Source organism: Nocardia sp. NPDC003979, assembly GCF_053605015.1.
This window is the reverse complement of the sequence record NZ_JBSGIJ010000006.1, coordinates 364,287-376,181: the sequence shown is the minus strand read 5'-3', so window position 1 is coordinate 376,181 and position 11,895 is coordinate 364,287. Positions and strand designations below refer to the sequence as shown.

Genomic DNA, 11,895 nt, shown 5'->3' with positions numbered 1-11,895 from the left:
ACGAATGGATCTTCCCCGAGATCGCCGATCTGGCACCGTGGTCCGCGCGCTGGGCCGCTGTCGTCGGCCCGGTCGCCACCCACGCGGTGGACGCGCTCGAGACTCGCGCTTCGCGCATGCGCTTCGAGCGCTGTTCGCGCGGCCGGGCCGCTGCGCCGCTTCGCGGCGTTCCCTCCTCGAGGTCGGGAAGGGTGCGTGGTTCGGGGTGCGGTCATGGCGGACTTGGGTGGTGCGGTGTGGCTGGGAGTGCGGTAGGTGGCGCACTGAGTGGTGCAGTAGGGCTGGGAGTGCGGTAGGTGGCTTACCTGAGTGGTGCCGGGTGGCTGGGAGTGCGGTGTGTGGCGGGCTCCGAGGGGTTCCGGCCCGGGGTTCGAATCAAGCGATGGCCGGTGCCATCGGGTCGTCGGCGAACTGGGTTCTGTAGAGCTCGGCGTAGCGGCCGTCGGCGTTGAGGAGGTCGGCGTGGGTGCCGCGTTCGATGATGCGGCCGTCTTCCAGGACGAGGATCTGGTCGGCGGCGCGGATGGTCGAGAGGCGGTGGGCGATCACCAGGGCGGTGCGGCCGGTGAGGGCCTCGGTGAGGGCTTCCTGGACGGCGGCTTCGGAGGTGGAGTCCAGGGAGGCGGTTGCCTCGTCGAGGATCACTACGCGCGGCTGCTTGAGCAGCAGGCGGGCGATGGTGAGGCGTTGGCGTTCGCCGCCGGAGAGGCGGTAGCCGCGTTCGCCGACGACGGTGTCGAGGCCGTCGGTGAGCGAGTCGACCAAGTCGCCGAGGCGGGCGCGGTGCAGGGCGTCCCAGAGTTCGTCTTCGGTGGCTTCGGGGCGGGCGAGCAGCAGGTTGGCGCGGATGGTGTCGTGGAACAGGTGCCCGTCCTGGGTGACCAGGCCGACGGCGCGCTGGATCGATTCGGTGGTGAGCTCACGCACGTCGGTGCCGTTGAGCCGGACCGAGCCGGAATTGACGTCGTAGAGTCGCGAAACCAGTTGGGCGATGGTCGATTTGCCCGCACCGGAGGAACCGACGAGCGCGATCAGCTGGCCGGGTTCGGCGCGCAGCGATACATCGTGGAGCACCTCCACCCCGCCGCGCGTGTCGAGCGTGGCGACGTCCTCTAGCGAGGCGAGCGACACCTTGTCGGCCGACGGGTACCCGAAGTGCACGCCGTCCAGTTCCACCGAGACCGGGCCGTCGGGCACCGCGACGGCGCCGGGCGCGTCCTCGATCAGCGGCTTCAGATCCAGCACCTCGAACACCCGCTCGAAGCTCACCAGCGCCGACATGATCTCGAGCCGGGCACTCGCCAGCGCGGTGAGCGGGGTGTAGAGCCTGGTCAGCAGCAGCGACAGCGCGACGACCGACCCCGCGTCGAGGCTGCCTGCCAGCGCGTACCAACCGCCGAGACCGTAGACCAGGGCCAGGGCCAGGGCCGACACCAGCGTGAGCGAGGTGACGAACGTGGTCTGCAGCATCGCCGTGCGCACCCCGATGTCGCGCACCCGGGTGGCCCGCACGGCGAATTCCGCCGATTCCTGCTGCGGCCTGCCGAACAGCTTCACCAGGGTGGCGCCGGGCGCGGAGAACCGCTCGGTCATCTGCGTGCTCATGGCCGCGTTGAGCTGGGCGGCCTCGCGCTGCATCTCCGCGAGACGATTACCCGCGCGCCGGGCCGGGATGACGAACACCGGGAGCAGCACGAGTGCCAGCAGCGTGATCTGCCAGGAGATGCTGAGCATCACCGCGAGGGTCAGCAGCAGCGTCACCAGGTTGGTGATCACGCCGGACAGGGTGTCGCTGAACGCGCGCTGCGCGCCGATCACATCGGAGTTCAGCCTGCTCACCAGCGCACCCGTCCTGGTCCGGGTGAAGAACGCCACCGGCATCTTCTGCACGTGGTCGAACACGGCGGTCCGCAGGTCGAGGATCAGCCCTTCACCGATCCGCGCAGACAGCCAGCGGATCACCAGCCCGAGCCCCGCGTCGACGATCGCCAACCCCGCGATGGCGAGCGCCAGAATCACCACCGTGCGCGGCGCCGACCCATTGACGATGTCGTTGACCACCTTGCCCGCCAGCACCGGCGTTGCGACACCGAGCACGGCGGCAACCACGCTGAGCAGCAGGAACGCCGAAATCCGGCGGCGGTGTGCCTGCGCGAACCGCAGGATCCGGCGCGCGGTGGCCATGCTGAACGGCCGCTCCTCCTCCGGCGCGTTCATCCGCCGATACATCTGGCTGTAGGCCACGGACTCGATACTCATGTGTGCTCTCCCTCGGCTCCCCGCCCAGTCAACTCCTGCCCACCGACAGTAGAACCTCAAGTTAGGTTGAGAGCAAGCCGAAATTCGGGCTACCCAACTGGGCCGGATGGCGGCTTGTGGGCGGGTGGTCACCCGGGCCGAGGTGAGCACCGGGAATAGGCTGGACGAGTGACGAGGCGCGTGGATGCGGAGCGGTCGGCCGATGCTTTGCGATCGCGGGTCGGCTGCGTGGTCGATGTGTCCTCGCGCAGACTGGCCGAGTACTCCTCCGACGCCTCCAACTATCGCGTCCGGCCCACCATGGTCGTTTTCCCGCGCGGCGACGACGATGTGGCGGCGACGCTGGAATTCGCGCGCGAGAACGGCCTGTCCGTGACCCCGCGTGGGGCGGGCACCTCCGTGGCCGGAAACGCGATCGGCCCCGGGATCGTCGTCGACTTCAGCCGCTATATGAATGCCGTTCGTGCTGTCGACGTGGAGTCCGCGACCGCACGGGTTCAACCGGGTCTCGTACTCTCCGACCTCCAAGCCCACCTGCGCCCGCACGGCCTGCGCTTCGGTCCCGATCCCTCCACCCAGGACCGCTGCACCCTCGGCGGCATGATCGGTAACAACGCCTGCGGCCCCCACGCCCTGGCCTGGGGCCGAACCTCCGACACGGTCCGTGAACTACGCATTCTCGACGGAACGGCCACCGAGCGGCGCTTCGGCACCGGCCCTTCCACGCCTGCGCGGTCGCACGCCGACGGCCGATTGCCGGACAGCAGCCTCCGAACATCCGGGCTTTCCGTGATACCGGGCCTGGCGGAGTTCACCCGCGACAACCTCGCGGTGCTGCGGACAGAACTCGGCCGGTTCGACAGGCAAGCGTCGGGATACAGCCTGGAACACCTCTTGCCGGAACGAGGTTCGTCGACAGCGAAGGCTTTCGTAGGCTCGGAAGGAACGTGCGGCGTGCTGCTCGAAGCCGAAGTCGCGCTTGCTCCCCTGCCGGACGCGACAGTCCTCACCGTGCTCGGCTACCCCGATATCGCCTCGGCCGCGGACGATATCGCGGCCGTCATGCAGTGCGCACCGATCGCGGTGGAGGGAATCGATGCCGGTCTGGTCGACGTCGTACGCACCCACCGCGGCACGGTCCCCGACCTCCCACGCGGCCGCGGCTGGCTGTTCGTCGAAACCGCAGGCGCCACACCCGCCGAAGCCCTGGCGCTAGCCCGGCAACTCGTCAAGGAAGCTCACGCCGATGACCACCGCATAGTCACGGATGCCGCTGAGACGAAAGCACTCTGGCGTATCCGGGCCGACGGTGCGGGCCTCGCCGGCCGCTCCCCCGACGGCAAACCGGCCTGGCCTGGTTGGGAGGACGCCGCAGTCCCCCCGGAAAGTCTCGGCACCTACCTGCGCGAATTCGCCTCGCTCACCGAAGAATACGACGTATCCGGGCTGCTCTACGGCCACCTCGGCGACGGCTGCATCCACGTCCGTCTCGACTTCCCCATCGCCGACGCCCCACAGCGCTTCCGCTCGTTTCTCTTCGACGCGGCGCATCTGGTTGTGCGCCACGGTGGTTCACTGTCCGGCGAACACGGTGACGGTCGCGCCCGCTCCGAACTGCTCGAGGTCATGTACTCGCCGGCCGCACGCGCGGCTTTCGCCGGCTTCAAATCCTTGTTCGACCCGGACGGCATCCTGAACCCGGGCGTGCTGGTCACCCCGCGCCCCGTCGACACCGACCTGCGCGTAGCCGGTCTGAGCCCGGTCCGGGCCCATGGCTTCGCCCTCCACAACGACAACGGCGATTTATCCACAGCTGTGCACAGATGTGTAGGAATCGGCAAGTGCCGAGCCGACACCGGTGCATCGGGTGGCTTCATGTGCCCGTCGTACCTGGCGACCGGCGACGAAAAGGACACCACACGTGGCCGCGCGCGGGTCCTCCAAGAAGTGGTCCGTGGGGAACTGGACTGGCATGCAGAGGAAGTCGAGGAATCTCTCGACCTGTGCCTGTCGTGCAAAGCCTGCTCCTCGGACTGCCCCGCAGGTGTCGACATGGCCACCTACAAATCCGAAATCCTCTACCGCCGCTACCGCCGCCGCCCCCGCCCGGTGGATCATTACGTGCTCGGCCAACTCCCCCGCTGGCTCGCCCTGGCGCAACGTGCCCCACGCGTGGTCAACAGACTCGCCGACGCAAAGTTCCTGCGTCGAATCGGAATGCGCCTGTCTCGCATAGACACTCGCCGCGAGATGCCGACGCTGGCGTCGAAGTCGTTCCGTCGAATGTGGTCGGCGCTGGGCGGAAACCAGCGCACCGAGCCACTATCGAGTGCGCACCCTCCCTTCTCACAGCTCGCGATCGACCGTGAACATGCCACTCAGATCGACCGTGAACATGCCACTCAGCCGGGTGAACGCGGCACCGTCCTGCTCTGGATCGACACCTTCACCGACACTTTCGACCCCGAAAACGCCCTCGCCGCAACAGAACTCCTCGAACGACTCGGCTACCGGGTCGTCATCCCCACCACCCGCGTCTGCTGCGGCCTCACCTGGATCAGCACCGGCCAGCTCGACGGCGCACGCAGCCGCCTGCGCGCCACCGTCGATGCTCTGGCCCCCCACGTGGCCGAGGGCGGCAAGGTGGTCGGGCTGGAACCGTCCTGCACCGCCACCCTGCGCGCCGACCTCCCCGAGCTGCTCCCCGACGACCCACGCGCCGCCCGGGTGGCCGCATCGGTCCGCACGCTCGCCGAATTCCTCCTCGAGCACCCCGACTGGCGACCGCCGGCCCGCGCGGACACGGTCGTCGTCCAGCCGCACTGCCACCAGCACGCCGTCGGCGGCTTCACCGCCGAACGAACCATCCTCGCGGCGATGGGCGTGACGGTCCGGGAACTGGCCGGTTGCTGCGGGCTCGCCGGAAACTTCGGCATGCAGCGCGGCCACTACGACATCTCCGTAGCGGTCGCGAACAATGCTCTGCTCCCGGCGCTGGAAACGCTGGAACCGGACGCGGTCTTCCTGGCCGACGGCTTCTCCTGCCGCACCCAGGCCGCCCAGCTGGCCCGCAGACCCGGCCTGCATCTGGCCAGGTACCTGCTGGAACGGTGACCGGGCTCAGCTGCCGAAGGGCAGGGTGCCCGGCGGGATCTGATACCCGGAACTGCCTGCGAAGATATTGCCCCATGCGGCGAGCAGCCAGTTGAGCGCGTCCGTGATCATCCGTTGCCTCCTGTGACGAGGGGATGCCGACTGTTTGCCGACGAGGGTTTCATCGTCGCGAATGTGGTCGGTATTACGAAATGGCGTCGTCGGGGGAGAAGGGCGCACAATGGGTCGGTGCGTGACCAGACCCTGAACCCGGACCTGGCCGGGCTGTCACGGACGGTCCGGTCGAGCAGGCCCTTCGACGTGGGGCTCACGGTGGCGCCCCTGCGCCGGGGAATGGGCGATCCCTGCCATCGCACCGACCCGGACGGCTCGCACTGGCATGCCTCGCGCCTGCCGAGCGGCCCGGTCACCTACCGGCTCACCCAGGACGGCCGTGACGGCGTGCACGCACGCGCCTGGGGTCCCGGTGCGGAGGAGTTCCTCAGCGGCCTGGACCGCATGCTGTGCCTCGAGGAGAACGTCGAGGATTTCGCCCCCGAGCATCCCAAGCTGGTCGAGGCGCACCGCCGCGTCCCCGGCCTGCGGATGCTGCGCACCGGCCTGGTGCTCGAATCGCTGATCCCGGCGATTCTCGAGCAGAAGGTGCACACCAAGTCCTCCTTCGCGGCGTACCGCACGCTGGTGCGCGAGTTCGGCACCAAGGCCCCCGGTCCGGGCGACCTGATGATCGCGCCGGACGCCGACACCTGGCGGCGGATCCCGTCGTGGAAATTCCATCGCGCCAATGTGGGCCCACAGCGCGCGCAGACGATCGTGCGCGCCGCCCGCGTGGCCGACGCCATCGAACGCACCGCCTGCCTCGACCCGCGCGAAGCGGCGACCCGGCTGCGCAGTATCCCCGGCATCGGCGTGTGGACCGTCGCCGAGACCGCACAGCGCGCGTTCGGTGACGCCGACGCCCTCTCCGTCGGCGACTTCCACCTGGCCGCCACCGTCGGCTGGAGCCTGCTCGGGCGCCCCATCGATGACGACGCCATGGTCGCCTACCTGGAACCTCTTCGCCCACACCGGTATCGGGCCGTGCGTCTGCTCATGCTCAGCGGCCAGGCCCACAAACCGAAATTCGGCCCGCGCACACCGATCACCGATCACCGCGCCCGCTGATCGATCGGCCCCAATTCACTGCACGGAACCCAAGGGAGAGTGCAGGATTCCCCACAGCGCGAATCGAAGGAGCACGGCTGTGGCCACTGCATCTAACCGAACTCCGGCGGCGTCTACGCTGCCGCGCCGTCAACTCGGCCGCCATCTGCGTGAATGGCGGACCAAGGCGGGCCTGACCATCGCCGAGGCGGCCAAACGCATGGAATGGGGGGCGAGCACCCTGCAACGCCTGGAAAAGGGCCACGCCGACCGCATCCGCACCATCGATATCAACGAACTCTGCCGAATCTACGGCGTTCCGCGCGAGGTGACCGACGGACTGGCGGGGCTTGCTCAGCAGGCCGCCGTCAAGAGTTGGTGGCACGCGTACGGCGACCTCATTCCCGAGAACTTCGACATCTACATCGGTTTGGAGGCTTCCGCCCGCACCCTGCGCACCTATCAATCCGAGCTCGTCCCCGGTCTGCTGCAGACCGCGGACTATGTGCGCACACTGAATCGACTTGCCTGCCCGAAGGATTCACCCACCGAACTCGAACGGCGCGTGTCGCTGCGCATGCAGCGCCAGACCCTGATCGGGCGCGAACACGAACCGGCCGAACTCGATGTCGTTGTGCACGAGTCGGTCTTGCATCGCGTCGTCGGTAATGCCAAGGTGATGGCTGCGCAGTTGCGCCATCTTGCCGATTTCGGTACCCGGGGCAATGTCGCACTGCGTATTCTGCCGTTTGCCGCCGGTGTTCCACTCGGAGTCTCCACCGGACCTTTCACGGTTCTCGAGTTCGGCACCGATGGCAGCGGTAAACCGGTCGAACCACCGGTGGTGTACGCCGAAGGCTTTACCGGCGACCTCTACCTGGAACGACGCACGGATGTCACACGGTACGACCGGGCTCACGAGTGCCTCCGGCGCCATGCGCTGGATTGTCAACCGAGTAGAGACCTGCTCCGGCGGGTCGCGAAGGAGTATGTGGCATGAGTTTCGATCTCGTCGACGCACACTGGTTCAAGAGCACCCGCAGCAGCGCGAACAAAGATTGCGTGGAAGTTGCCTTTCTGTTCGGCGGGCACGTCGGCGTGCGTGACAGCAAGAATCCGGCGGGGCCCGCGCTGGTCTTCGACGGACCGAGCTGGGACGCCTTCACCCGCAGCATCGACACCGGGGTACTGGCGTGAACACCAAACGCGATATCGATCTCACCGGGGCCACCTGGCAGCGCGCAGGCGACGGTGACGACGCGAGCGTCGAGGTGGCGATGCTCGACGAGGGCAACGTAGCCCTGCGTGACGGCAAGAACCCGGACGGCCCGGTGCTCATCTTCACTCCGAGCGAATGGGCGGCGTTCACGGCGGGCGTACACGACGGTGAGTTCGACCGCCCGTAACGTTTGCCGAATGCCCCCGGTGGGTAATCCTTCGCCATGGACCGAGGGTTGAAGAAAACTGCACCCCGGTACCGGAGGCTGGCGCCTGAGGACGGGGTGGAACGCCTGATCGTGATCCTGCTTTTCGCGGTATCGGCGATCGGAATCTACACACTCACCGGATCGTTGCTCGCGGCGCTGTTCATCGGATTACTGGTCGGATCGGTAGCGGTAGGGACCGTGGCTGTCTTGTAGCGGACAGCCACGGTCTCATCGCCGGAACAATTTATTGCCGAGCCAGACAATCGGATCGTATTTACGGTCGACCACCCGTTCCTTGAGCGGAATCAACGCATTGTCGGTGATCTTGATGTGTTCCGGGCACACCTCGGTGCAGCATTTGGTGATATTGCAATAGCCGAGGCCCGCGTCCTCCTGGGCGAGTTCGCGCCGGTCGGCGGTGTCGAGCGGGTGCATCTCCAGTTCCGCGATACGCATCAGGTAGCGCGGCCCGGCGAATTCCTGCTTGTTCTCCTCGTGGTCGCGCACCACGTGACAGGTGTTCTGGCACAGGAAACATTCGATGCACTTGCGGAACTCCTGCGAGCGCTCCACGTCGACCTGCTTCATCCGGTACTCGCCCGGCGCCAGCTCCGGCGGCGCGAAAGACGGGATTTCCCTGGCCTTCTCGTAGTTGAACGACACGTCGGTGACGAGATCCTTGACCACCGGGAAGGTGCGCATCGGGGTCACCGTGATGACCTCGTCGGGGGCGAATGTCGACATGCGGGTCATGCACAGCAGCCGTGGCCGCCCGTTCACCTCGGCCGAACACGAACCACACTTGCCCGCCTTGCAATTCCAGCGCACCGCCAGATCGGGGGTCTGGGTGGCCTGCAGGCGGTGGATGATGTCGAGCACCACCTCGCCCTCGTTCACCGCGACGGTGTAGTCCTGCAGGTCGCCGCCGTCGATGTCACCGCGCCAGACCCGGAAACGAGCGTCGTATCCCATGGTCACGCCTTTCCTTCGGCGGCCGGGTGGGTCGCCAATTCTTGCTCGGTGTAGTACTTTTCGAGCTCGGAGAATTCGAACAGTGCCAGCAGGTCCTCGCGCATGGGAGTCTGTTCCTTGCGGGTGACGGTGACGCCGGGAACCAGTCCGTCCGAGCGCGCCGGATCCAGCGCACAGACCAGCAGCGAATTGCGCCAGGTCGGGTCCATGCCCGGGTGGTCGTCGCGGGTGTGTCCACCTCGGCTCTCGGTGCGCAACAGCGCCGCCTGGGCAACGCATTCGCTGACCAGCAGCATGTTGGCCAGGTCGAGCGCCAGGTGCCAGCCGGGATTGAAGTGCCGGTTGCCCACCACGGTGACCCGCGCGTACCGGGCGCGCAGGTCGGCCAGTTTGTCGATGGCCTCGCGCACCTCGTGCTCCTTGCGGATGATGCCGACGAGGTCGTTCATCGTCTCCTGCAGCTCGGCGTGCAGGGTGTACGGGTTTTCGCCTGCGCCGTCCGTCGGCGGATCGAACGGTGCGAGAGCGGTTTTCGCCGCCGACTCGATATCGGCGTTGGTGGGTGCGGGGCGCTCCGTCAGCCCGCCGACGTAGGCCGCGGCGCCGAGGCCTGCCCTTCTGCCGAACACCAGCAGGTCCGACAGCGAATTCCCGCCCAGTCGATTGGAACCGTGCATGCCGCCGGAACACTCACCGGCAGCGAACAATCCGGGCACTATGGCCGCACCGGTATCGGGATCGACCTCGATACCACCCATCACATAGTGACAGGTCGGGCCGACCTCCATCGGTTCGGCGGTGATGTCCACATCGGCCAGCTCCTTGAACTGGTGATGCATCGACGGCAACCGCCGCACGATCTCCTCGGCGGGCATCCGGGACGCGATATCCAGGTATACCCCACCGTGTTCGGTGCCGCGGCCCGCCTTCACCTCCTCGTTGATCGCGCGTGCCACTTCGTCGCGGGGGAGCAGGTCGGGGGTGCGGCGCGCGGAGTCGTTGTCGCGCAACCACTGATCGGCCTCGGCCTCGGTCTCGGCGTATTGGCCTTTGAACACCGGCGGGATGTAGTCGAACATGAACCGCTTGCCCTCGGAGTTCTTCAGCACGCCACCGTCACCGCGCACACCCTCGGTGACGAGGATTCCCTTCACGCTCGGCGGCCACACCATGCCCGTCGGATGGAATTGCAGGAACTCCATATTGATCAGCGTGGCACCTGCGCGAAGCGCGAGGGCGTGCCCGTCGCCGGTGTACTCCCACGAGTTCGAGGTGACCTTGTAGGACTTGCCGATACCGCCGGTCGCGAGCACCACCGCGGGCGCCCGGAACAGCACGAATTGCCCGGACTCGCGGTAGTAGCCGAACGCACCGGCGATCCTTCCGCCCTCGGTGAGCAGCTCGGTGACCGTGCACTCGGCGAAGACCTTGATCCGCGCCTCGTAATCGCCGGTCGCCGCGTAGTCCTCCTGCTGCAGCGACACGATCTTCTGCTGCATGGTCCGGATCAGTTCCAGCCCCGTCCGGTCACCCACATGCGCCAGACGCGGGTAGGTGTGGCCGCCGAAATTGCGCTGGGAGATGCGTCCGTCCGGCGTCCGATCGAACAGCGCCCCATAGGTTTCCAGCTCCCACACCCGGTCGGCTGCCTCGCGGGCGTGCAGCTCGGCCATCCGCCAGTTGTTGAGGAACTTGCCGCCGCGCATCGTGTCCTTGAAGTGGGTCTGCCAGTTGTCCTTCTCGTTGGCATTGCCCATCGAGGCCGCGCACCCGCCCTCGGCCATCACGGTGTGTGCCTTGCCGAACAGCGACTTACACACCACCGCCACCGAAAAGCCTTGCTCGCGTGCCTCGATCACGGCTCGCAGACCCGCGCCGCCCGCCCCGATCACCACGACGTCGTAGTCGTGCCGTTCCACCTCTGGCATCGAAATGAAGCTCCTCGCGTTGTCGCGGTTCAGTTCACGAACCGCAGATCCGAAATGGTCTGGCTCGCCACCAACATCACGTAGAAGTCGGTGAGGACGAGGGTGCCGAGCGTGGTCCAGGCCAGCGCCATGTGGCGGGTGTTGAGTTTGGACACCTGAGTCCAGAACCAGTACCGCACCGGGTGAGCCGAGAAATGCTTGAGCCTGCCGCCCGCGATATGCCTGCACGAATGGCACGACAGCGTGTACGCCCACAGCAGGACGACGTTCACCAGCAACACCACATTGCCCAGGCCGAAGCCGAAACCGCCGCCGCTGCCGTGGAACGCCGACAGTGCGTCGTAGGTGTTGATCAGTGAAACGACCAGCGCCACATAGAAGAAGTAGCGGTGCGCGTTCTGGATGATGAGCGGCAACCGTGTCTCGCCGCTGTAGCGCGCGTGCGGTTCGGCCACCGCGCACGCCGGCGGCGACATCCACATCGACCGGTAGTAGGCCTTGCGGTAGTAGTAGCAGGTGAGCCGGAACCCGAGCAGGAACGGCAGCACCACGAACCCGAGCGGAATCCACATCGGCAGCTCGGGAAACGGCGTACCGAAATGGCTCGAACCCGGCACACACGAATCGCTGAGGCAGGGGGAGTAGAACGGTGTCAGATAGTGGTACTCCGGCACCCAATAGGCCGTGCGCACAAATGATCTGACCGTCGCGTAGACGACGAAGGCGGTCAGGCCGAGGGTGGTGAGCAGCGGCGGCAGCCACCAGCGGTCGGTGCGCAATGTGCGCGCGGCGATACGGGCCCTTGTTCGGCTGAAGACGCCGGTCCCCGCGGCGGGGGTGGTGGTCGGTGCGGCACTCACGGTCGATGCCTCGCTGCTCTGCAGGTGTGCGGCGGCAATCATTCCCCACCGCTGTGGACTGTGATGTGGAGCACCATACGCCTGTGTTCCGGCCGCTCGAGTCGGGTCGCACGCACTCACCTGCCGCGCATGGCGGTGATCTCCATCACAGCGTTGCGCCTGTGAAGGCGCGTCATGCCCGTGCAACAAACG

General features: G+C 67.0%; 10 protein-coding genes. 6 read left to right on the top strand and 4 right to left on the bottom strand.

What is annotated here, in order from left to right:
• Positions 1–375: 375 nt before the first annotated feature.
• Positions 376–2,259, bottom strand: a complete 1,884-nt coding sequence (locus ACWEVR_RS16690) for an ABC transporter ATP-binding protein (RefSeq protein WP_452467623.1) — start codon at positions 2,257–2,259, stop codon at positions 376–378.
• Between the two features lie 168 nt (positions 2,260–2,427).
• Between ACWEVR_RS16690 and ACWEVR_RS16685 the strand changes: the two genes are divergently transcribed.
• From ACWEVR_RS16685 to ACWEVR_RS16660, 6 genes are all read left to right on the top strand, one after another.
• Positions 2,428–5,373 carry an FAD-binding and (Fe-S)-binding domain-containing protein gene (locus ACWEVR_RS16685; RefSeq protein ID WP_452467622.1) on the top strand — a complete coding sequence of 982 codons (2,946 nt, stop codon included), beginning with the start codon at positions 2,428–2,430 and terminating at the stop codon, positions 5,371–5,373.
• A 228-nt stretch (positions 5,374–5,601) separates the two neighbouring features.
• Complete coding sequence (locus tag ACWEVR_RS16680) at positions 5,602–6,537, top strand: DNA-3-methyladenine glycosylase family protein (RefSeq protein ID WP_452467621.1); 936 nt, start codon at positions 5,602–5,604, stop codon at positions 6,535–6,537.
• Positions 6,538–6,616: 79 nt separating this feature from the next.
• Positions 6,617–7,516 (top strand): helix-turn-helix domain-containing protein, encoded by a 900-nt coding sequence (locus tag ACWEVR_RS16675; RefSeq protein WP_452467620.1) that lies wholly within the window; start codon positions 6,617–6,619, stop codon positions 7,514–7,516.
• Entirely contained in the window at positions 7,513–7,713 is a 201-nt protein-coding gene (locus ACWEVR_RS16670) for a DUF397 domain-containing protein (RefSeq protein WP_067497279.1), read from the top strand. The genes ACWEVR_RS16675 and ACWEVR_RS16670 overlap by 4 nt, the downstream gene beginning before the upstream one ends.
• The gene (locus ACWEVR_RS16665; RefSeq protein ID WP_067497277.1) at positions 7,710–7,922 is read left to right on the top strand and encodes a DUF397 domain-containing protein; all 213 of its coding nucleotides are present in this window, start codon (positions 7,710–7,712) and stop codon (positions 7,920–7,922) included. The genes ACWEVR_RS16670 and ACWEVR_RS16665 overlap by 4 nt, the downstream gene beginning before the upstream one ends.
• A gap of 96 nt (positions 7,923–8,018) precedes the next feature.
• On the top strand, positions 8,019–8,156 hold the full coding sequence (locus ACWEVR_RS16660; protein WP_243749793.1) for a hypothetical protein: 138 nt from the start codon (positions 8,019–8,021) through the stop codon (positions 8,154–8,156).
• Between the two features lie 15 nt (positions 8,157–8,171).
• On the opposite strand, the gene ACWEVR_RS16655 is transcribed toward ACWEVR_RS16660, so the two are convergent.
• From ACWEVR_RS16655 to ACWEVR_RS16645, 3 genes are read right to left on the bottom strand one after another with little or no spacing between them, the layout of a single operon-like run.
• Positions 8,172–8,915: a succinate dehydrogenase/fumarate reductase iron-sulfur subunit gene (locus tag ACWEVR_RS16655; RefSeq protein WP_452467619.1), complete on the bottom strand. Its 744-nt coding sequence runs from the start codon at positions 8,913–8,915 to the stop codon at positions 8,172–8,174.
• A gap of 2 nt (positions 8,916–8,917) precedes the next feature.
• Entirely contained in the window at positions 8,918–10,843 is a 1,926-nt protein-coding gene (locus ACWEVR_RS16650) for a fumarate reductase/succinate dehydrogenase flavoprotein subunit (protein ID WP_452467618.1), read from the bottom strand.
• A 29-nt stretch (positions 10,844–10,872) separates the two neighbouring features.
• Positions 10,873–11,745, bottom strand: coding sequence for a hypothetical protein (locus tag ACWEVR_RS16645; protein WP_452467617.1), 873 nt, complete (start codon positions 11,743–11,745; stop codon positions 10,873–10,875).
• Positions 11,746–11,895 lie beyond the last annotated feature (150 nt).

What these genes read in the sequence shown, in the direction of transcription:
- ACWEVR_RS16690 (WP_452467623.1), bottom strand. Translation starts at nt 2,259, where the DNA reads ATGAGTATCGAGTCCGTGGCCTACAGCCAGATGTATCGGCGGATGAAC.
- ACWEVR_RS16670 (WP_067497279.1), top strand. Translation starts at nt 7,513, where the DNA reads ATGAGTTTCGATCTCGTCGACGCACACTGGTTCAAGAGCACCCGCAGC.
- ACWEVR_RS16655 (WP_452467619.1), bottom strand. Translation starts at nt 8,915, where the DNA reads ATGGGATACGACGCTCGTTTCCGGGTCTGGCGCGGTGACATCGACGGC.
- ACWEVR_RS16650 (WP_452467618.1), bottom strand. Translation starts at nt 10,843, where the DNA reads ATGCCAGAGGTGGAACGGCACGACTACGACGTCGTGGTGATCGGGGCG.
- ACWEVR_RS16645 (WP_452467617.1), bottom strand. Translation starts at nt 11,745, where the DNA reads ATGATTGCCGCCGCACACCTGCAGAGCAGCGAGGCATCGACCGTGAGT.